General features: G+C 54.6%; 18 protein-coding genes. 8 read left to right on the top strand and 10 right to left on the bottom strand.

What is annotated here, in order from left to right; genetic code table 11:
- Positions 1-8 precede the first annotated feature (8 nt).
- Positions 9-914 carry a tRNA (adenosine(37)-N6)-dimethylallyltransferase MiaA gene (gene miaA / locus KW808_RS09360; RefSeq protein WP_003859797.1) on the top strand — a complete coding sequence of 302 codons (906 nt, stop codon included), beginning with the start codon at positions 9-11 and terminating at the stop codon, positions 912-914.
- Between the two features lie 5 nt (positions 915-919).
- Entirely contained in the window at positions 920-1,753 is an 834-nt protein-coding gene (dapF, locus tag KW808_RS09355) for a diaminopimelate epimerase (RefSeq protein ID WP_034983780.1), read from the top strand.
- Here the strand turns inward: dapF and KW808_RS09350 are convergent.
- Positions 1,750-2,289, bottom strand: a complete 540-nt coding sequence (locus KW808_RS09350; RefSeq protein ID WP_003859799.1) for a hypothetical protein — start codon at positions 2,287-2,289, stop codon at positions 1,750-1,752. The two genes, dapF and KW808_RS09350, sit on opposite strands and share 4 nt — an antisense overlap.
- 195 nt (positions 2,290-2,484) lie before the next feature.
- Positions 2,485-3,234 carry a hypothetical protein gene (locus KW808_RS09345; RefSeq protein ID WP_003859800.1) on the bottom strand — a complete coding sequence of 250 codons (750 nt, stop codon included), beginning with the start codon at positions 3,232-3,234 and terminating at the stop codon, positions 2,485-2,487.
- Positions 3,235-3,408: 174 nt separating this feature from the next.
- On the opposite strand from KW808_RS09345, the gene hflX reads away from it, so the two are divergent.
- The 3 genes from hflX (at position 3,409) to KW808_RS09330 (ending at position 6,874) form a co-directional block, all read left to right on the top strand.
- Positions 3,409-4,938 (top strand): GTPase HflX, encoded by a 1,530-nt coding sequence (hflX, locus tag KW808_RS09340; protein ID WP_003859802.1) that lies wholly within the window; start codon positions 3,409-3,411, stop codon positions 4,936-4,938.
- Positions 4,939-4,978: 40 nt separating this feature from the next.
- Entirely contained in the window at positions 4,979-6,268 is a 1,290-nt protein-coding gene (locus KW808_RS09335; protein ID WP_003859804.1) for a uracil-xanthine permease family protein, read from the top strand.
- A 78-nt stretch (positions 6,269-6,346) separates the two neighbouring features.
- Positions 6,347-6,874, top strand: coding sequence for a GyrI-like domain-containing protein (locus KW808_RS09330; RefSeq protein WP_003859806.1), 528 nt, complete (start codon positions 6,347-6,349; stop codon positions 6,872-6,874).
- Between the two features lie 680 nt (positions 6,875-7,554).
- Here KW808_RS09330 and KW808_RS09325 read toward each other — a convergent pair.
- The 4 genes from KW808_RS09325 to KW808_RS09310 form a co-directional block, all read right to left on the bottom strand.
- Positions 7,555-7,824: an HPr family phosphocarrier protein gene (locus tag KW808_RS09325; protein ID WP_003857409.1), complete on the bottom strand. Its 270-nt coding sequence runs from the start codon at positions 7,822-7,824 to the stop codon at positions 7,555-7,557.
- Between the two features lie 177 nt (positions 7,825-8,001).
- Positions 8,002-10,068: a fructose-specific PTS transporter subunit EIIC gene (locus KW808_RS09320; RefSeq protein WP_046552185.1), complete on the bottom strand. Its 2,067-nt coding sequence runs from the start codon at positions 10,066-10,068 to the stop codon at positions 8,002-8,004.
- A complete protein-coding gene (locus KW808_RS09315) occupies positions 10,065-11,057 on the bottom strand; it encodes a 1-phosphofructokinase (RefSeq protein WP_003859809.1) in 993 nt (330 codons plus the stop codon). Before KW808_RS09315 ends, KW808_RS09320 begins: the two co-directional genes overlap by 4 nt.
- Positions 11,054-11,848 (bottom strand): DeoR/GlpR family DNA-binding transcription regulator, encoded by a 795-nt coding sequence (locus KW808_RS09310; protein ID WP_003857397.1) that lies wholly within the window; start codon positions 11,846-11,848, stop codon positions 11,054-11,056. Before KW808_RS09310 ends, KW808_RS09315 begins: the two co-directional genes overlap by 4 nt.
- Before the next feature lie 416 nt (positions 11,849-12,264).
- Here KW808_RS09310 and ptsP point away from each other — a divergent pair, with 416 nt between their 5' ends.
- Positions 12,265-13,962, top strand: coding sequence for a phosphoenolpyruvate--protein phosphotransferase (ptsP, locus tag KW808_RS09305; RefSeq protein WP_003859810.1), 1,698 nt, complete (start codon positions 12,265-12,267; stop codon positions 13,960-13,962).
- A gap of 62 nt (positions 13,963-14,024) precedes the next feature.
- Here the strand turns inward: ptsP and KW808_RS09300 are convergent, their stop codons facing one another.
- The 3 genes from KW808_RS09300 to lexA form a co-directional block, all read right to left on the bottom strand.
- Entirely contained in the window at positions 14,025-14,987 is a 963-nt protein-coding gene (locus KW808_RS09300; RefSeq protein WP_003859812.1) for a carbohydrate kinase family protein, read from the bottom strand.
- Complete coding sequence (sugR, locus tag KW808_RS09295; protein ID WP_003857391.1) at positions 14,984-15,763, bottom strand: transcriptional regulator SugR; 780 nt, start codon at positions 15,761-15,763, stop codon at positions 14,984-14,986. Before sugR ends, KW808_RS09300 begins: the two co-directional genes overlap by 4 nt.
- Before the next feature lie 304 nt (positions 15,764-16,067).
- Entirely contained in the window at positions 16,068-16,829 is a 762-nt protein-coding gene (lexA, locus tag KW808_RS09290) for a transcriptional repressor LexA (RefSeq protein WP_003857389.1), read from the bottom strand.
- Positions 16,830-17,168: 339 nt separating this feature from the next.
- Here lexA and KW808_RS09285 point away from each other — a divergent pair, with 339 nt between their 5' ends.
- Entirely contained in the window at positions 17,169-17,591 is a 423-nt protein-coding gene (locus tag KW808_RS09285) for a hypothetical protein (protein ID WP_003859815.1), read from the top strand.
- A 106-nt stretch (positions 17,592-17,697) separates the two neighbouring features.
- A complete protein-coding gene (gene nrdR, locus KW808_RS09280; protein ID WP_003857385.1) occupies positions 17,698-18,150 on the top strand; it encodes a transcriptional regulator NrdR in 453 nt (150 codons plus the stop codon).
- A gap of 41 nt (positions 18,151-18,191) precedes the next feature.
- Here nrdR and hrpA read toward each other — a convergent pair whose 3' ends face one another.
- Positions 18,192-22,100: an ATP-dependent RNA helicase HrpA gene (gene hrpA / locus KW808_RS09275; protein WP_003859818.1), complete on the bottom strand. Its 3,909-nt coding sequence runs from the start codon at positions 22,098-22,100 to the stop codon at positions 18,192-18,194.
- Positions 22,101-22,159 lie beyond the last annotated feature (59 nt).

Raw genomic sequence — 22,159 nt, 5'->3', positions numbered from 1 at the left:
TCTAGATCGTGGTAACACCGATCGCAGTGGTTGGACCCACTGCATCTGGAAAATCAGCTTTGGGAATTGCTCTAGCCCACAAGCTTGACGGTGAAGTAGTCAATGTGGATTCCATGCAGCTGTACAAAGGCATGGACATCGGCACGGCAAAGCTGACTGTCGAAGAACGCGAAGGCATTGCGCATCATCAGCTCGATGTCTGGGACGTTACCGAAACTGCGTCAGTGGCGAGGTTTCAATCCGACGCCGTTGCCGATGTGGAAGATATTATGTCCCGTGGCAAAACCCCCATCTTGGTTGGCGGCTCCATGTTGTACGTCCAATCTTTGGTCGATGATTGGCAATTTCCACCTACCGACAGCGCTGTTCGCGCACGCTTTGAGGCCCGCCTGGCAGACATCGGTGTCGAAGCACTACACGCTGAACTTACTCAGCTTGACCCAGAAGCAGCAGCCGTCATCGAAAACAATGATCCCCGACGCACCGTCCGAGCATTAGAAGTCATTGAACTAACCGGCCAGCCCTTCCAGGCAAGCCAACCGCCCAAAGACGCGCCACCTCGCTGGGGAACTCGAATCATTGGCCTGAAAACCACTCCAGAATGGCTAAATCCACGCATCGAGCAGCGCACCGCCAGGATGTTTGAACAAGGCTTTGTCGCCGAAGTGGAACACCTTGTGCAGCAAGGACTCATCGCCGACTCCACCGCGGGACGAGCAATCGGCTACTCCCAAGTACTGGCAGCGATGGCAGGGGAGATGACCTGGGAAGACGCCTTCGAACGCACGGTCACCGGAACCAGACGCTATGTCAGGCGCCAACGCAGCTGGTTCAACAGAGACCACCGCGTGTCCTGGGTCGACGCCTCTGGCGATCCCACCGCACAAGCCTTGGAGATTTTGGGTCTACAATAGCGAGGGTGAATTTGACCATCCCCTTTGCCAAAGGCCACGCCACCGAAAACGACTTCATCATCATCCCCGATGAGGATGCGCGCCTAGATTTAACTCCAGAAATGGTGGTCACGCTGTGTGACCGCCGCGCCGGGATCGGTGCTGATGGTATCCTCCGCGTGGTTAAAGCTGCAGACGTAGAAGGCTCCACGGTCGACCCATCGCTGTGGTTCATGGATTACCGCAACGCCGATGGATCTTTGGCTGAAATGTGCGGCAATGGTGTGCGCCTGTTCGCGCACTGGCTGTACTCCCGCGGTCTTGTTGATAATACGAGCTTTGATATCGGTACCCGCGCCGGTGTCCGCCACGTTGATATTTTGCAGGCAGATCAACATTCTGCACAGGTCCGCGTTGATATGGGCATCCCTGACGTCACGGGATTATCCACCTGCGACATCAACGGCCAAGTATTCGCTGGCCTTGGCGTTGATATGGGTAACCCACACCTAGCGTGCATTGTGCCGGGCTTAAGTGCGTCGGCTCTTGCCGATATGGAACTGCGCGCACCTACGTTTGATCAGGAATTCTTCCCCCACGGTGTGAACGTAGAAATCGTCACAGAATTAGAAGATGACGCAGTATCGATGCGCGTGTGGGAACGCGGAGTGGGCGAAACCCGCTCCTGTGGCACGGGAACCGTTGCTGCAGCGTGTGCTGCTTTAGCTGATGCTGGATTGGGAGAAGGCACAGTTAAAGTGTGCGTTCCAGGTGGGGAAGTAGAAGTCCAGATCTTTGACGACGGCTCCACACTCACCGGCCCAAGCACCATCATCGCACTCGGTGAGGTGCAGATCTAAGATTCGCGATTGTAGTTCGGCCCAAGTTTCTGGGCCGCTTTACGCGCATCCAGCCACGTTTCCCGCAGCTCTAGTGCGCGCTCGTCCGTTACTTTGAGAAGTGTTTCTAGCTCACTGACCACGAGGTTTTGTTGCAGACGAGCGTCCAACCTGCCCAAGAAGCGATTGGCATTGCTGATTTCATAATGAAATTTCTCGATAGCCTTATCGCCACAATCTGGATCCGCCAGTGCGGGACGGACAAGCGTGCGATCAGCCAGCGCATCGGCCTCGGGGGAGGTCAAAAACTGCTGCCACTCATGTTGCACATCGGAAATATCTTCCGCAGACAGCCGAATAGAAGTAACCAGCGAGGCAGTTTCTGGGGTGGAGGTGCGCATCCGCATCATACTCATCGTGGCAACCCCAATGATGGTGGCAAGCAGTACGCCGGGAAGTTTAAGCCACAGGATCAGCATTATGCAGCACAAACCGATGACGATGAGCGGCAGTTTGTTGGAGCGTGAACCATTAGCAAACGGAAGTTGTTCTCCCATTTTCTTGCTCTCACTCCTTCTGCGCTTTGTTAAAAGTGTCGGCTTATACGTGTCACATTAATAGCGAACGTAAACGATTGCACCAGTATTCTATGCGATGATTTTCAGAATAGACATATATCACGTTTCAAGTACTGGGTAAAAAATGGAAAAGGACCCCGGGACTGGGGTCCTCTTAAAAAATTGTGCAGAATTTTAGTGTCCGCCGCAGCCACAGCTACCTGAGCCACAGCCGCCACCGCAGCCGGTGACCTCAGTGGGGATAACGGCAGCAGTCAGCATGACTTTGCCAGACAACACGCTGTCACGGGCAGGTAGTTCTGGTGCATCAGGAAGGCACACATCAAAAGCGAAGAGTCCATCAACTATTGCGTGGATAAAACGCTGGCCGGTAAGAGTGTTGGTGCGGTACTCCGCAGACAACACCCGTGCGGAAAACTCTGCGGATGCGTCCGGGATGACAGCGCCGCTGCCGCTGGCAATCTTCTCTGCACCTTCAGAAACCAGCATGCCGACAGTTTCGCCACCATTGCGGATGTAAGCATCTGCATTGTCGTGGACCTCAACATCAATGCCCAGGGCAGTAATGCGGATCTGCTGCCAGCGCTGCACTGGTTCATCAACAAGCAGTGGGCCTTGAGCAAGGTTGCAGGTAATGGTGGCAACAGGGGTGCCGAAAGGATCGATGATATCGACCAGGGACAGCACATCATTGATCATGCTGACGTGGCCGTAAGCGACTGTTGCGGAGTTAAAGCCGGCGAAGGTGGCAAAAGGCTCGACAGCCAGAATGTTAATTTGGGCGCCGGAATCATCCGAGAACTGGATGAGCTGGCCGCCACGGACCTCTCCTGTTACCTCGAGACGCTGTGAAGCAATTGCTGCTTCCACTGCATCTTGCCACTTGGCGAAATCCATACCGATTGTCTTCAGATCGCTAGTCATGGCGATTAGTCTAACTCCCTTAACAGGCAATAGTCACTTTTCCTACACGTGAGAAATTGCCCCCGCGTTGATGGAATAGAGCGCTCAATTTAGGTGTTTATGGTGCCTTGATCGCTCACGGCGTTGCCCGACACCTAGCCTTGACGACAGCAGACGTGAAACAATAGATAAACAATGGATGAAAAGAAAAACTTAAGTCATGATGAACTTCTCGCTCAGGCCTTCCGCGGTCACAAAAATACCGTGCGCCCAGGATCTGACGAGACCTCAGGTTTTGATCTCAGTGGATTTATCCGAGCTGAAGAACCATCAACTGGTGATCTCGACCTAGAGGCCCGCGATGCCCAACGTCGCCGGGACACCGAAATCCACGCTGATGAAGCAGCAGATGGCTACGAGGTTGAGTACCGAAAGCTGCGACTTGAGCGCGTTATCTTAGTGGGCGTGTGGACCGAAGGTACCACCGCAGAAATTGACGCCAGCCTTGCGGAACTTGCAGCGTTGGCTGATACCGCCGGCGCTGAGGTTATTGAAACGCTGTACCAAAAGCGCGATAAACCAGATCCTGGAACCTACATTGGTTCCGGCAAGGTTCGGGAATTAAAGGAGATCATCGAAGCCACTAGTGCAGATACCGTGGTGTGCGATGGTGAACTTAGCCCTTCCCAGCTCGTGGCATTAGAGCGCGAACTTGATATCAAGGTCATTGACCGCACCATGCTGATTCTGGATATCTTCGCCCAGCACGCTAAATCGCGCGAAGGTAAAGCCCAAGTCGCGTTGGCGCAGATGGAATACCTGATTAGCCGTGTGCGTGGTTGGGGTGGAAACCTCTCCAGGCAGGCCGGTGGTCGTGCAGGTTCTAATGGTGGTGTGGGTCTGCGTGGTCCAGGTGAAACCAAAATTGAAGCAGACCGCCGTCGTCTTCGATCGGATATGGCTCGCCTGCGCAGGGAACTTTCGGGGCTGGATACGTCGAGAAGCATTAAAAGAGCGCAACGCGCAGCCTCCCTGGTGCCGCAGATCGCCATCGCCGGCTACACGAACGCCGGCAAATCTTCGCTGATTAACGCGATGACCGGCGCGGGTGTGCTGGTGGAGAACGCGCTGTTCGCCACGCTTGATCCAACAACCAGAAAAGCCGAGCTTGCCGACGGCCGACACGTCGTGTTCACGGACACCGTCGGCTTTGTGCGACACCTGCCGACCTCTCTGGTTGAGGCGTTCAAATCTACTCTGGAAGAAGTCGTGGAGGCGGACCTCATGCTGCACGTGGTGGATGGATCCGATCCGTTCCCGCTGAAGCAGATCGACGCTGTGAACACCGTGATTAGCGATATTGTGCGATCCACCGGTGCGGTGCCACCACCAGAGATCATCGTGGTGAACAAAATTGACCAAGCTGATCCGCTGACGCTGGCAGAACTACGCCACGCCGTCGACGATGTGGTGTTTGTCTCCGCGCTGACAGGGGAGGGAATTAAGGAGCTGGAAGCTCGCATCGAACTATTCCTCAACTCCAGGGACGCGCACCTACTGCTGAAAATCCCGTTCACCCGTGGCGATATTGTGTCCCGCCTGCACCAGCATGGCACCGTTCTCAGCGAAGACTACGCCGAAGACGGCACCTTGATGGATGTGCGTATCCCCACCCAATTGGCCCAAGAGCTGCAGAGTTACATTGTAGAACCCACCTCTGCCTAACTGTCGATTTCCCAAGAGCCCCCTTGGGAGTCGATAATTAGTGCTCGTGACTTCAACATGGGGATGGACCGTCCACGGAGACGGCAAAAAGATCGAACCCGGCGCAGTTGTCGCTCCTAAAGAGCGCCTGAGCTGGGGGCGCACAATTGGAATCGGTATGCAGCACGTGATCGCCATGTTCGGCGCCACGCTCCTGGTTCCCACACTCACCGGATTTCCGGTCAACACCACACTTTTATTCTCTGGTCTGGGAACAATCCTGTTCCTGTTGATCACCAGAAACCGACTACCCTCGTACCTGGGTAGTTCTTTTGCTTTCATTGCACCTTTAACCGCAACCCAAGTCCATGGCATTGGCGTGCAGATCGGTGGCATTCTTGTCGCAGGTCTCGTGCTCGTCGCCATTGGATTTGTGGTGAAAGCAGCGGGCAAACGCGTTATTGATGCTGTCATGCCACCCGCTGTCACCGGTGCGATCGTGGCACTCATCGGCCTGAACCTGGCACCAACCGCGGCAGGAAACTTCTCCAGCCAACCACTGGTTGCCACGGTGACCCTCTTTGCCATTTTGATCGCTACCGTTGCAGGCCGCGGAATGATCGCTCGCCTGGGCATTTTGATCGGTGTGGTGATCGGCTGGGTTTTCGCAGCTATCACCGGCAACCTCTCAGAAGGCGCAGCAGACACCATCCGTGAAGCAGCATGGTTCGGACTGCCACAGTTCCACAAGCCGGAATTCCAGCTCTCTGCCATTTTGGTGACACTGCCAGTCATTATCGTGCTCATCGCTGAAAACGTCGGCCACGTCAAAGCCGTTTCAGAGATGACAGGGGAGGACCTCGACGACCTCGCTGGCGATGCACTAATCGCAGACGGATTCGGCACCACCCTCGCAGGTGCCTTCGGCGGATCCGGCACTACCACCTACGCAGAAAACATCGGCGTCATGGCGGCCACCCGCGTATATTCCACCGCTGCGTACTGGGTTGCCGCGTGCACTGCCATCGCCCTTGCCTTCATCCCCAAATTCGGTGCACTGATCTTCACCATCCCCGCCGGCGTGCTGGGTGGGGCATGTTTGGTTCTTTACGGCCTAATCGGTATGCTCGGCATTCGTATCTGGCAAGACAACAAGGTCAACTTCAACAATCCAGTGAATCTGACCATGGCTGCCGTTGCTTTGGTTGCAGGCATTGGTAACCTCACCCTCACCGTTTTCGGAGTCACTCTCGAAGGCATCGCGTGGGGCTCTGTAGGCATCATTGTGCTGTACCCAATCATGAAGCGCCTGTACCTTTCCATTGGGGAAGGCAAGAACGCAAAGTTCTAGTACGCTGCTAAAGTATGCAGTTTGGCCCGCACGGTTTCCGCGTGCGGGACGTGTTCATTTCTGTATAGGAAAACTACCTTGATCGTTGATACCCAGTTTGAGAAGATCCCTGCTCACGACGTCGTGGGCATCCGGGTAATCCTTTCCTCTGAGGATCTCCCTGAGCTCTTTAAACGCGGCTACGCGGAAGTAAAGAAATTCCTCCGCCTAGAAGGCATCGAACCTAAAGGTCCTGCCCGCGCCTACTACTTTGGCGATGTCTCTGACACCGTAGACATCCTGATTGGTTTCCCCGTCAGCCCCGCACAAGCAGAATCCCTGCGCCGCGGCGCGCTGAGCCAATCCGGTGGCGACATCGATGACGTTGTCCTCCACCACTTCCGCGACATGAAAACCATGCATAGCCGCCACTCCGGCCCCTTCGATGGAGTCGAGCGCGTCTGGGACGAAATCCTCGATGAAGTCGAAGACCTCGGATGCACTCTGCCATCCAGCAGCATCGGTTGGGAAGAATACATCGAAGGCCCAGCCACCGCTGATACCTGCGACCAACTGGCCACTGAAGTTTATGTTCAGGTCTGCCAAGCACCGGTGAAGTCTGCATAAAGATTCACCCGGAATTTCCCCTGTCCCTACGCTTTGCTCCGCGTTGGGGTAGGGGATTTTTCTTATTTGGGGGAGTGGGTGGGTCCTTTTTTGGAGGCTGTACTTTCTTCTGTACTTTCGGCACCAAGATTTCGGCAAAATGATGGCCAAAACCAGGAAATCTTGGTGTCGAAAGTACAACGAGGTTAAGGGAATTAACCCGAGGACCCAGATCTAACGGTGAGCTGCCAACATGAGGGGTGGTCGAAGCACTTCGACCCTGGAGACTGGGCAAAACCAGACCACACTGCCCACGGACCTCGAAAAGAGGACCCGTGGGCATTCCTGTCTGGTTTACAGGCCTCAAAACCGGTCACAGCTGCCCACGAAACTCGATTTCGAGATCCGTGGGCACTCTCGTTTGGTTGCTGTAGCAACCTGCCTCAAAGCCCGGAAATTTAGCCCGCTCAGAATCGCTTCTCAGGCCTTGAATGCACGAATCCCTCACATGTACCCATCGGGGATTTCTAGGCCCGCAAATCGGCACACAGAGCATCATGCATCAACCACACACTATCGGGCACGCAAAAACAACTAAAAACAATCAAACCCACAAAAGCAAAAGGCGGTACCACATCCAAATCGGATGCGGCACCGCTTTTAACAAGCTTCTAACGAGCTTTTAACAAGCAGAGCGTTGTTTACTCAGCGTCAAGGTCCTGTGCGATAAGCGCAGCGATCTTCTCAACAGCTTCAGCGTTGTCGGAGGTGACGGTTACTTCGTTGCCGTGCTCTGCACCCAACGCCATGATCATGAGGGAAGAGGACGCGTCGGTCTCTTCGTCATCATCGGAGCCAACCAGGGTCAGCAAGATTTCGTCGTCGTACTCAGCAGCCGCTTCAGCGATGATGGATGCTGGACGTGCGTGCAGGCCAACGGAGGAACCGACGGTTACAGTCTTGGAAGCCATGGAAAGTGTCCTTTCGTGTTGCTACGCCGTTAATCCGAACGGATTAGGGCGCAGCGATTTGTTAGTTAAACCCCCCAAGGGAGGGGATTTAATGTGGATCTCACTTTAGTCTAGTGAGACATTGCTCGTTTTGCCACGTTGCCGGAAGCAAAAACAATGTCCGACCAGACATCAGGGTTATGCGGCTACGGCGGCCGCAGCTGCTTCTTGCTTCGCGACTTCTGCAGCGACGGCCTTGTTTGGCCAGAACTGCTTCAGTGCGATGACAACGATGGTGGACACGATGGTGCCTGCTGCAAGTGCGATGAGCCAGCCCCACCATGGTTCGATTGCCCAGACCACGAAGATACCGCCGTGTGGAGCCCGAGAGCCGACGCCCAGTGCCATGGAGATTGCACCAGTGGTTGCACCGCCAGCCATCATTGCTGGGATCACACGGAATGGGTCAGCTGCGGCGAATGGGATGGCACCTTCGGAGACGAATGCCAGGCCAAGCAGCCAGGAAGACTTGCCGTTTTCTTGCTCTGCTGGGGTGAACAGCTTCTTGCGCAGCAGGGTAGCAATGGACAACGCGATTGGTGGGACCATGCCAGCTGCCATGATCGCGGCCATGATTTCCATGGAAGCTTGGTCGCCGGTAGACAGGCCTGCGGTACCAAAGAGGTAGGCTGCCTTGTTTACTGGTCCGCCGAGGTCGAAACACATCATGAGGCCCAAGATGATACCCAGCAAGATGGCGGAGCTTCCGGACATTGACGATAGCCAGTCCTGCAAACCGGTCATGATGGATGCGAGTGGGCGACCCAGCAGGAGGTACATGACGAGACCAACAGCCAGTGAGGTAAGTAGCGGGATGATGACCACAGGCATCAGTGACTGCACCACGCGTGGCACCTTCCAGGAGCCAATCCACAGGGCGATGAGACCAGCCAAGATACCGGTAACCAGACCACCAATGAAGCCAGCGCCGATGGTGACGGAGATGGCGCCACCGACGAAGCCCGGCGCGATGCCTGGGCGTCCAGCAAGTGCGTATGCGGTGTAGCCAGACAGGGCTGCCACGATGAAGCCCATGGCTGCTTGGCCGGTGGCGAACAGGACTGCGCCGAAGTACAACAGGAAGCCTGAACGCTCGAAGGTCATGGCCACGCCGTCAACATCGACGGTGTTGCCTGGCAGGTTGGTCAGGGAGAACTGGGTGGCGATTGCTTGCCAGCCGTTCGCCATGTCGTATCCACCGAATGCGAAGCCGAGAGCCAACAGGAGGCCGCCGGCAGCTACGAATGGAACCATGTAGGACACGCCGGTCATGACTGCCTGCTGGATGCGCTTGCCCCAGCCGAGTTTCTCGCCGGTGGTTTCAGCAGATGCCGCGACACCGGAACCGGAAACCTTGCGGGCGTTTGGGTTCTTGGAGGCTGCGATGGCCTCGTCGATCATCTTGGCTGGCTCATTGATCGCGCGCTTGACGCCGGATTCAATGACTGGCTTGCCAGCGAAACGCTCGCGGTCTTTAACTCCCACGTCGGTGGCGAAGATGACGGCGTCGGCAGCTTCGATGATCTTCGGATCAACTGGGGTGACAGCGGAAGAGCCCTGAGTCTCCACAACGAGTTCCACATCATCGCGGCCTTCCGCGTTTTGCGTCAGGGAATCCGCAGCCATGTAGGTGTGTGCGATACCGGTTGGGCATGCGGTGATTGCCACGATACGAGTAACGCTTGTCGACGCCGCCCCACTCTCAGCAACCGCCGCCGCAGCCGGAGCTGCAGCTGGCTCGGTGGTTTTTGGTGCTGGGTTGAGCACGGCATCGACAACGTCGACGATTTCCTGCTCGGTGGTGGCTTCCTGCAGAGCCTTGATGAAATCCTTCTTCACCAAGGAGCGAGCGAGCTTGGACAGGATCTTCAGGTGCTCTTTGCCGCCGCCAGCAGGTGCTGCAATGAGGAACACCAAGTTGGCATCGCCGTCAGGTCCGCTGAAGTCCACACCCTTGCGCAGGCGAGCAAAGCCCAAGGTAGGGACAGATACGGCTTCGGAACGGCAGTGGGGGATAGCAACCTGACCGGGGACACCGGTGCCGGACTTTGCTTCACGAGCCAGCGCGTCTTTGGCAAGGGCGTCGGCGGAGGAAGCTCGGCCAGCGTCGAAAATAACAGTGGCAAGGTTGTTGATGACATCCGTGGTGGAGTCGCCGAAATCGACATCCAGCCGGACAAGCGAGGAATTAATTACGCTATTCATGCTGATTCTTTCAATCCTTTGACTTGGGTGACCGTTGCACCAGCTGTGGCGAGTTGGTCAGGACGAGGAATGGTAGTGCCAGGAAGAGACGCCGCGGTCGAGCCGTAAGACACGGCATTCAGCAGAGATTCCTCCAGTGTTTTCTTCTGGGAACGTGCCATAACAAAACCTGCAAGAGCACTGTCTCCAGCTCCAACGGTGGATACAACATCAATCTTTGGAGAAGTAGCAGTCCACGCACCTTCTGCGTTGACCAACACCGCTCCAGCGGCACCCAAGGTGACAAGCACCTGTTCGATGCCACGGTTAACCAGTACGTCCGCAGCTGCGATGATGGCGTCGTAATCGCCTTGCGCAGCACGCGCCTCCAGCTCTTCACCATCAGCGTTAGCCAGCTGGCCCAGTTCCAGACCATTTGGCTTAATCAGGTTCGGAGCAGCGCCAGGTGTATCCAAGCTCTCGCCCAACGCCATCAGTGGCTTGTCTGAGGTATCGACAGCCACGCGAACGTCAGGGCGTGCTGAATGGATCAACGCGGTGAGACGCGCGTACCAGTCAACTGGTGCCCCTGGTGGCAGCGAGCCTGCCAGGACAACCCAGGTGACTTCGGGGCGGAGCGCGTCGATAAGCACCTTTTCCAAGCTACGGAGCTTCTGCTCGCTGAGCGGCGCGCCGGGGCCGTTGAGCTTGGTGGTGGTGCCGTCCGGTTCGCTGACTGTGGTGTTGGTGCGGACGTTGTTGTTGATCACAACAGTTTCCACGGGCAAGCCGATGTCGCGGACCAGTGGGACGAAGGGGTCGAGCTTGCCGGCTGGGAACACAGCCAAGGTTTCAAAGCCCGCAAGCAAGACAGCGTGGGCGACATTGATGCCTTTACCACCTGCGACAGCGGTGACGGAATCAAGTCGTTGGACGGATCCACGGGAGAGCTCTTCGCCGAGTGACAGCGTGGAATCAATACTCGGGTTTGGGGTGAATGTGATGATCATGGGGTTACCACCTGAAAGTTGTGGTCGGGCAAAACTGGAAAATCTAGCGTGTGGTCATCGGTAACAAGGGCATCAAAATCAGCCAAGGTGGAAAAAGGGTGCTTCAAAAGTTGAAGTTCTTGATCTTGGGGAGATCTCGGGCTGAGAACAGCAACTGTGAAAGCCGCGTTTTTGATCATGGCTTGCTTGATGGGAATCGTCTCCGGGAAAAACGTGCACAGACCTGTATCGGATTGAATCGCATCAACCTCCACGAAGGCGATATCAGCGCGCAACTGCGAAATCATGTCTACTGCCGTGGACCCAATGATTGAAGAACTCTTACCGTGAACCTGCCCGTGCAGCACCACCGTGGAGGTGGCATCTGTCGCGGACAAGGCAATCACAGCGCCGGGGGAACTTGTAACAACAGTCCACCTGGCATCTTCTGGAGGATCCCCCAACACCGTGGCAATCGCCGTGCACGCTAAACCTGAATCCAGGAAAATGCTGCGTGCTAGAGGTGTGATGAGGGAAACTGCAGTTTCTGCAAGTTCTAAAACACGGGGTTCCGGTGGCATTCCTTTAACCAAGGCAGGTTTCAGCCGAGGGGGAGACGTACCCGTGGGCTCTGGGCTAATGGCACCACCGTGAACTCGTTGCAACAAACCCAGTGACTCCATGATCCGAAGATCACGTCGCACTGTTTCGGTTGTCACATGGAAATGCTCGGCTAAATCTCCTACAGACACCGCACCAGTTGGTGCCAGTAAAGAAGCAATTGCATGCTGTCTTTCCGTTTGGCTGACCATGCTTAACCTCGCTGATGTTGGAGTTGGTGTTGACGTGGAAGGAATTTTGTTCAAGCGGGAAACTGGTTTTTGACCAGTGTTGTTTTGATTCCGATTGTGGAAGAACCGTATGAAGTTATTAAAAGTGCTGGTTAAAGCGGGAAAATCTTAAATAAAGCGAGCGGAAAACACATGATGTGGCCTCAGTCACTATTATGGAGAAGGTGCTAAATCTCCTTCAAATGCATTGATAAGCTTGTGGAATATCAACTTGTGACGATGGTCTCAACGTATGAAATATGGTGATCGCTTAACAACACGCTATGTTGATATGTGTTTGTTTGTCAATATCCAAATGTTTGAATAGTTGCACAACTGTTGATTTTGTGGTGATCTTGAGGAAATTAACTCAATGATTGTGAGGATGGGTGGCTACTGTGGCTGATGTGAATCAAGACACTGTACTGAAGGGCACCGGCGTTGTCGGTGGAGTCCGTTATGCAAGCGCGGTGTGGATTACCCCACGCCCCGAACTACCCCAAGCAGGCGAAGTCGTCGCCGAAGAAAACCGTGAAGCAGAGCAGGAGCGTTTCGACGCCGCTGCAGCCACAGTCTCTTCTCGTTTGCTTGAGCGCTCCGAAGCTGCTGAAGGACCAGCAGCTGAGGTGCTTAAAGCTACTGCTGGCATGGTCAATGACCGTGGCTGGCGTAAGGCTGTCATCAAGGGTGTCAAGGGTGGTCACCCTGCGGAATACGCCGTGGTTGCCGCAACAACCAAGTTCATCTCCATGTTCGAAGCCGCAGGCGGCCTGATCGCGGAGCGCACCACAGACTTGCGAGACATCCGCGACCGCGTCATCGCAGAACTTCGTGGCGATGAAGAGCCAGGTCTGCCAGCTGTTTCCGGACAGGTCATTCTCTTTGCAGATGACCTCTCCCCAGCAGACACCGCGGCACTAAACACAGATCTCTTTGTGGGACTTGTCACTGAGCTGGGTGGCCCAACAAGCCACACCGCGATCATCGCGCGCCAGCTCAACGTGCCTTGCATCGTCGCATCCGGCGCCGGCATCAAGGACATCAAGTCCGGCGAAAAGGTGCTTATCGACGGCAGCCTCGGCACCATTGACCGCAACGCGGACGAAGCTGAAGCAACCAAGCTCGTCTCCGAGTCCCTCGAGCGCGCTGCTCGCATCGCCGAGTGGAAGGGTCCTGCACAAACCAAGGACGGCTACCGCGTTCAGCTGTTGGCCAACGTCCAAGACGGCAACTCTGCACAGCAGGCTGCACAGACCGAAGCAGAAGGCATCGGCCTGTTCCGCACCGAACTGTGCTTCCTTTCCTCCACCGAAGAGCCAAGCGTTGATGAGCAGGCTGCGGTCTACTCAAAGGTGCTTGAAGCATTCCCAGAGTCCAAGGTTGTTGTCCGCTCCCTCGACGCAGGTTCTGACAAGCCAGTTCCATTCGCATCGATGGCTGATGAGATGAACCCAGCACTGGGTGTTCGTGGCCTGCGTATCGCACGTGGACAGGTTGAACTGCTGACTCGCCAGCTCGACGCAATTGCGAAGGCCAGCGAAGAACTCGGCCGTGGCGACGACGCCCCAACCTGGGTTATGGCTCCAATGGTGGCTACCGCTTATGAAGCAAAGTGGTTTGCTGACATGTGCCGTGAGCGTGGCCTAATCGCCGGCGCCATGATCGAAGTTCCAGCAGCATCCCTGATGGCAGACAAGATCATGCCTCACCTGGACTTTGTTTCCATCGGTACCAACGACCTGACCCAGTACACCATGGCAGCGGACCGCATGTCTCCTGAGCTTGCCTACCTGACCGATCCTTGGCAGCCAGCAGTCCTGCGCCTGATCAAGCACACCTGTGACGAAGGTGCTCGCTTTAACACCCCAGTCGGTGTTTGTGGTGAAGCAGCAGCAGACCCACTGTTGGCAACTGTCCTCACCGGTCTTGGCGTGAACTCCCTGTCCGCAGCATCCACTGCTCTCGCAGCAGTCGGTGCAAAGCTGTCAGAGGTCACCCTGGAAACCTGTAAGAAGGCAGCAGAAGCAGCACTTGACGCTGAAGGCGCAACTGAAGCACGCGATGCTGTACGCGCAGTGATCGACGCAGCAGTCTAAACCACTGTTGAGCTAAAAAAGCCTCAAATTCCTGTGTGGGAATTTGAGGCTTTTTGCGTGGTCTAAAGCGATTTGATGACCACGTGCTCCGCCCGAAGCTTATCGGGTGTGGGAATGTAGTTGTCCCACTCACTGCCTTCAGCGTTGGCGTAAGCAACCGCGTTGATCACGCTGTCCTCAGTGGATTTTCCATCATTGGATGCTGCCAAGAATCCTGCAGTAAAAGATTCCCGCCAATTCACGCCCTGCTTACCAGGGGTGCTGTCGTAGCTGGCTAACAGTGATTCAGACTCGGAAACATACAAAGATTCCGTCCGCTTGTTTGTAACCAACACCTCGGTGACACCGCTATCAATTAAAGCGCGCGCTGCCGCCACAGTCGGGGAGAGATCTCCCTCTGCCCATGGACCTCTCAAGGTTTTGGGTTCTAATCCAGTGGCAATTTCGATTTCTTCCGCAGCCACAATCAGCGCATCCGGGGACGTAGCTGCAAGCTGTCGAATAACCGCACGCAACGCAGCACCAGTTGCTGCGATAACTACCTTCACATGAGGGTGGTACAAGCGAAGTGATCTCACCACATCCACAAACCACGCAGCAGGCGCGATAGACGGCAAATTGCCACCCAACAACACCCACGCGGCATCTTCAGCTCGACGCACCACTAGATCACGAAGAATTGCCAACTGGGACACATCCAAAGGCATGGGGGAGTCTTTGAACTTAGTCTCATTGCCCTCTGCATCACGCATGGTCAAATGCATGGGGATGGGACCTGCCACCGGAATAATTTCATGAGGCAACCCAGCAAACGTCACCAGGCGCATGTAATGAGAGATTTCTGGAGCGGGAAAAACTGCAAAAGTTTCATTGCCGCCATAAAACAAGGTGGCAGCCACACCGGTGCCAAAACCACCGGCAACAGTGGAAACCTGCCGGATTTTGTTTGCTTCGCCAATTTCGATGGTGCCGTCAAGCTCATTGGTGCTCAACAGATACGGACTTGCAGTGACTGTAAGAATCATTCTGCAATCACAACTTCTACATCGCGTTCTCGCAACTGCTCAACGAAACTTGCTGGTGCACCCGCATCGGTGACCACCACATCGATATCGCTGATTGCGCCAAAGCTCACGAGGTAGTCGGTGCCCATCTTGGTGGAGTCACACAACACCACCACCTTGTGGGCGTTGGTGATCATCGCAGATTTCATGGCAGCCTCTTGGGAATCGGCCGTAGACAATCCGTGATCCAACGTCAACGCGTTGGTGCCGATGAACACTACATCCGCACGCATCAGCGCGAGAGTACGAAGCGCAGTGTCACCCACAACAGCCTGGGTGATCGCGCGAACGCTTCCTCCAAGCAGCTGGACATCATCAAGCCCGGCGTTGGCCAGATTAAGTGCGATGGGGAGGCAGTTGGTCACGATCGACCACTTCTTGGCGCTAGGATGCTCAGAAATGAGATCGGCCAAAGCAGTAACAGTAGTTCCCGCATCGAGGAACAGTCCGCCATGCTCAGCGGGCAGGAACTGCATCGCTGCCTTGGCAATGGAGTACTTTGCTGACGATGCAGACCTGAAACGAGTATCCAAGCTCAACTCTGTGGTTTGGAAAGATTGGGTGGCTACTGCGCCACCGTGAACGCGGTGAACAATTCCCTCGCGGTCTAGCACCGCAAGGTCTCGTCGAATCGTCTCTGCAGTGACATCGAATCGGCTCGCTAATTCTGTGACATTTACACGTCCCTCAACTGCCGTTAATGAGGCAATCTGTCGACGGCGCTCCTCTGCGTACATGTCACTCCTTAAAGCAAAAAGCCAATTTACTAAATATGTCCGAATTTCTTACCCATTGTCTCACTGTCCAACGCCCAAAAGCCTCATTTGGTTGCCGGCGGAGGGGTGAAATCGGGAGTCAATCAAAAAAATCGGGCAGCGTTTTTCTATTGTCCGGCCCAGAGTTTTCGAAAACCCACAGGTAAACTCACTTTTTAGATCAGCAAAAACTTATTTGCCCGATTACCCCCGAATGTGGCTATATAAAGCAAAACCCGCCACGATATGTGAGAACACATACTGTGGCGGGAACCTGAAAAGCAACTTAAAGCTTGCGCATCACGGAAACAACCTTTCCCATGATTTCTGCATTCTCAGCAGGAATTGGGGCAAACGTATCGTTGTGTGGCAGGAGCCAGATGCCAGATGAATCCTTGTGGAATTCCTTCACGGTGGCTTCACCGTCAATCATTGCCGCGACGAACTCGCCCTGCTCAGCTACCGGCTGGGAACGAACAACAACCCAGTCGCCGGTGAGGATGCCAGCATCCCTCATGGACTCGCCAACAACCTGGAGCATGAACAAGTCACCGTCTCCGACGATTTCTGCGGGGAGTGGGTAGTACTCTTCGATGTTCTGCTCAGCGGTGATCGGGCTACCAGCGGCAATTTTGCCCACCACTGGGACAAATGAGGTCTGGCCAGCTAACTCAGGATCATGGACCCCGGCCTGAGGGGCCTTGCTCTTTGCCTGTGTAGCAGCCTTGGAGGAACGGCTTTCAGTTTCTGGAAGGTGGCGAACATCCACCGCGCGAGGCTTATTAGGGTCCCTGCGCAGGAAGCCCTTCTTCTCTAGCTCTTTAAGCTGGTAAGCAACGGAAGAAGTGGATTGAAGTCCTGCAGCATCACCAATTTCCCTAATGCTTGGTGGATAACCCCTCAAAACCACAGCATCTCGGATAACCTCTAAAATCCTGCGCTGCCTATCTGACAAACTTGCTGGATCTGGTTTTCCGTTGGGCAAGGTCTTAACTGTGCGGCTACCGCGACTGCCTCGTGCACCTGCTGGCTTCTTTTCGATTGCCATCTTCCGTTCCCTTCCTCTCATTGTGTGCCCGTTAAAGCACTAAAAACTCTGTTCGCTTCCATGTTCACTCTTGATGAGGGTTCATCCAGTGTGAACTTCTGAAGCTGAATGCTGAGCTATTCGAACCTCTGTCAGTATTTCTAGTTTCCAACCATACAGGTTTTCCTGCGGAAATGGTACGAGTGTTCGAGATTTTTAAATCTTCTCTAGACAACGTTCGAACGGGGTGCTATAAATCGAACATAGAAACTTAGTCGAACATGTGAACGGTATTGGTGTTCGAACGTGTCGTGGCTAAAAGTTAAGATGTGGGAAAACAATTAAGGCGGGAGTTTTGAAATGACTGTTTATGCGGGTAAAGAGCTAGATTCACGTAAGCTGCGTCAAGGTGTGGTCGTACCTTCCGCTGCTGTTTGGATGGGGGAAGGCGCCGGTCTTAAATCAGCTAAAAAGAGGCATGTTCGAACGATTGACTGTTCGAATGGAGATCGTTTTCATCAGCCATCAAGTCTTCGCATTCTTCCACACGGTGAAAGAAATTATCGAACATCACAGCAACAGGTGCGTGAACAAGACCCAGAAAACACCACAGGTGGCAATAGTGACGCGCGTTCGATTAAAGAATCCCTCAAACAATGGGCGGGCGGAGGACTGTTTGGGCTGGTTATTTTCGCCGGAATTTTGCTCTCCCAATCAGGGGAAGAAGAAGTGAGCCAGAACTACTACGAAACCCAGATGGTGGGTGTCAGTCTCGGGCGCTAATCGGGAATAGATCAATGCTGGCATAAACTAAAGGCACAACAGCCGATTCACTTATTTTTAGGCGAATGCTTGAAGTCGAAGTAAGTGAGGGGGAGAGGATCCGTTAGTGTACTGCCCATTTTGCCAACATGATCATTCAAAAGTCATTGATTCCCGTGTCATTGACGCCGGAAGTGCCATTCGCAGGCGCCGCGAGTGCAGCAAATGCGAAGGTCGTTTCACCACCATCGAAAAAGCTGTTCTCCTCGTTGTTAAAAGAAACGGCGTCACTGAACCGTTCAGTCGAGAAAAAGTAGTCACCGGTGTCCGTCGTGCATGCCAAGGCCGCGACGTATCAGATGACGCGTTGAAACGCCTAGCTCAGCAAGTGGAAGAAACAGTCCGCAGCAACGGAAGCTCTCAAGTACGCGCTAACGATATTGGTTTAGCCATTCTCGATCCACTGAGAGAACTCGACGAGGTAGCGTACCTACGCTTTGCCTCTGTGTATAAGTCTTTTGACAGTGCTGACGACTTTGAAAAAGAAATCCGCCTCATGCGCAGACGAGGAAGGGACTAGCAGACACAAAGTCTTAACTAGTCCCTCATCTCAAGCAGTGCTTATCGCAGCTTGGCAATAGCCTTCTGGATTCTCTGCGCCGATACAGGTCGGGGAGTGCCTAACCGCTGTGCAAAGAGGCTGACCCTTAGTTCCTGAATCTGCCAGGCAATGTCCTTGGCTTCCTTGGTGTTGGCTCGCGCAGCGGGTAGCTTACTGAGCTGTTTCTCCAGCTGCTCTTCAACGAAGTTCACTTCATCTTGACGGTCGGCGTCACGATCCGGATTTTGGTTCATCTCTTCTAGGCGAATCGTCAACGCCTGCAGATACCTCGGAAGGTGCCTCAACCTACTGATGCCGTGAATGCTGATGGCTTGCTTTGGCAAGAGGAAATCCAACTGGGCGGTCATATCGTCAATGGCAGGTCCAGACCAGGACTCCAGCTCTGACACAACGGATGCATAGTGAACCAATGCTGGGGCTAGCTCAACGACAGTTCGACGAACAACTCCTGGTGTTTCCGGCTTCACCTTGGCTAGAAGAACGTCGAACTCTTCCGGTGAACGCACAGCTCCGCCGTGTTCAAACATCAAATCGCGGATTGCGGCGATACGGGCATCAGAAACCAGTCCTTCGGCACCGCCGTGGGGATAGTTGTCCACTGCGACTCGTTGTTGCAAGGGTAGTCCCTTGACCATTTGCTTTGTGGATACTTCAATCTCACGCATCAACAGTGTCAATGTTGCGGTGATCATCGAGGCATCAGCAGCAGCCTTGGTGGGCATTACCTTGACGGATACGCCAGTCGGGGTGACAACCAAGGCGGGGTACGCGGTGACGGACTGTCCATCGACAGTGGTCTCAATTTCTTCATCGATGGTGCCCAAGGTATCTGTGGTCCACTTCGTAGTTTCATCTTGTTCGGATGCCTTAGCAACGCTAGAAACAGATGCCCTGATTTGGTTCGCGCGGCGTTTCTTTAGTGCTTCGAGGTCACGGTCGCGGTCGATGATCTTGCCACGACGATCTACTGCTGCATAGGAAATGCGCAGGTGATCGGGGAGTTTGGCAGGATCGAAATCAGAGGCGTTGATTCCTTGGCCGCCCAGGGTATGGAGTGCATCGGCAAGTTGGGTGGTCAGTGGTGTCATGTAGGGACGCAGTAACGGCAAGGCCCGCTCGGCGAAATCCGGGGCAGGGACAACGGTGCGTCGTAAAGCCTTAGGCATGGTGCGGATTAACTCGGTCACCAAATCAAGCCTTAAGCCTGGAACAAGCCAATCGAAGCCTTCGGTATCAAGTCCACCCAGCACCGGAATGGGGATGAGGACTGTGACGCCGTCATCGCGGTGGCCAGGTTCGAAGTGGTAGCTGAGATCGAAGATCAGGCTGCCTTTAATCCACTTGTCGGGGAAGGCTTCTTCGTTAACGCCGTCAGCGTCTTCGTTGATCAGACTGTCTGGATCGAAATCGAGAAGATCCGGTGTGACGCGTGATGTCTTCTTCCACCAGGAATCGAAATTGCGGGTGGTGGTGGCGTTGCTAGGAAGCTTGGCATCGTAGAAATCGAACAGGGTGTCTTCATCTACGACGATGTCGCGGCGACGCGCCTTGGCTTCAAGTTCTCCGATTGCCTCCAATTTGGCCACGTTGTCGTGGTAGAAGCGGTGGTGAGTGGACCAATCGCCTTCGATGAGGGCATGGCGGATGAACATATCGCGCGCAGCCACGGGATCAACCGTGTGGTAGGGAACTACCTTGTCGGCAACAATTGTCACACCGTAGAGCGTTGATTTGCGGTGCACCATGGCAGCGCCACGCTTTGAGGACCAATACGGTTCAGAGTATTGGTGCTTGAGCAATGGGCCGGCTGCTTTTTCCACCCACTCTGGTTCAATCTTGGCTACATCGCGGGCCCACAAACGTGAGGTTTCTACCAATTGGCCAGCCATGATGAACTGTGGCGGCTTCTTGGTTAGCGCAGAACCAGGAAAGACCAAGAATTTGGTACCTCTGGCTCCAGTGAATTCTTTGCTCTCACCATCACGGGAACCGATTTGCGAGAGCAGACCGGTGAGCAAGGATTGGTGAATGATGTCAGGGCTGGCGGTGCCTGCAACCTGCTCCTTCTTTGCCCAACCAAGTTGCTGGCCAATCTGCTCTAATTGGCGCACCAAATCCCACCACTCGCGGATACGCATGTAGTGGAGGAATTCTTTTTTCATCTGCTTGCGGAAGGAATTGCCGCTGCTTTGATCGCGCTGATCGGCGATGTACTCCCACAGTTTCAAAAAGCCTAAGAAATCTGAGGTGGTGTCCTTGAACCTAGCGTGGGCTTGATCAGCTTGGGCTTGGAATTCCAGGGGGCGTTCGCGAACATCTTGAATCGTCAGAGCGGACACAATGACCATGACAGAATGCAGGCAGCCTAGAGTGTTGGCTTCTACGAGCATGCGGGCCATCCGGGGATCGACTGGGATGTTGGCTAAGTCTTTACCGATCTGGGTGAGCTGCGGTGAACCATCGGCTTGGGTGTCGTCGGTGAGTGCGCCCAACTCGTGGAGCAGCAAAATACCATCCCTGATGGAGCGTTGCTCTGGGGCTTGGACGAAGGGGAAATCATTAATATCGCCAAGACGCAGCGACGCCATGCGCAAAATAACGCTCGCCAAGTTGGTGCGCAGAATTTCCGGATCGGTGAACTCTGGGCGAGAGTTGAAATCATCTTCGGAATACAAACGAATCGCAATACCGTCTGCGACACGACCACAACGACCAGAACGCTGGTTTGCGCTGGCCTGGGAAATGTTCTCAATCGGAAGGCGCTGCACCTTGGTGCGCACTGAATAACGAGAGATACGCGCCGTACCGGTATCAACCACGTAGTGAATGCCCGGAACCGTCAGGGATGTCTCTGCGATATTGGTGGAAAGCACAATGCGTCGACCAGAGTGCGGGCTAAATACACGGTGCTGCTCCTGGTTGGACAGGCGGCCAAACAGGGGAGTGACTTCCACACCTTTCCAGCGTCGGGCCTCGATTGCCTCCATGGCATCGCGGATATCACGCTCACCGGCGAAGAAGCAGAGGATATCGCCGTCGCCTTCGGTCATGAGCTCTTCCAAAGCAGAACACAAGCCGTCGAGGGGATCGGTATCGATAATTTTATCGCCGTCTAATACCTCAAGCGGGCGATAACGGATCTCTACCGGGAAGGTGCGGCCGGAGACCTCGATAATTGGAGCTGGTTTTCCAGAAGCATCAGCAAAGTGCTCCGCGAAACGCTCAGGGTCAATCGTTGCGGAGGTAATAATGACTTTAAGATCAGGGCGCTTAGGCAATAACTGGCGCAAATAACCCAAAATGAAGTCAATGTTGAGGGAACGCTCATGCGCCTCATCGATAATGATGGTGTCATACGCATTGAGGAAACGATCCCGCTGCATTTCAGCAAGCAAAATACCATCCGTCATCAACTTCACGGATGTATGCGAGGAAACTCGATCATCAAAGCGAATCGCATAACCCACCGATTCGCCGATGTCTTGCCCCACTTCATCGGCGATGCGCTCGGCGACGGTCCTAGCTGCTAATCGACGTGGCTGTGTGTGGCCAATGAGCCCACGCCGGCCACGGCCTAGGTCCAAACAAATCTTAGGAATCTGAGTCGTCTTACCCGAACCAGTCTCACCGGCGATAATAACCACCTGATTATCACGGATAGCCTCGGCGATATCATCGCGCCGGGAACTCACCGGAAGGTTTTCTGGGTAGGTGATAGACGGAATTAACTGGCTCTTTTCGTCGATAAGCAAGCGTGCCTTATCGATATCAGCCTTAATCGCACCAAGCGCCTTGGGCGCGCGGGCTTTGGACAGTCGGCGCCTAAACGTGCGCTCGTCGGAGAGGGATACGCCCTCTAAAAGTTCATACAGGGAAGCCTTTGATGGGGCAGTTTCAGAAGTAGTCATGACTAGGGGCTAATTCTACTTGTCTTTGTCGAAAGTCCAAGTGAACGCAGCCCACGCGG

The organism is [Brevibacterium] flavum (assembly GCF_019317305.1).
In the GTDB taxonomy this organism is placed as follows: Bacteria; Actinomycetota; Actinomycetes; order Mycobacteriales; family Mycobacteriaceae; genus Corynebacterium; species Corynebacterium glutamicum.
Note: the sequence above shows the minus strand (reverse complement) of the source record. Positions and strands in the feature narration are given on the sequence as shown.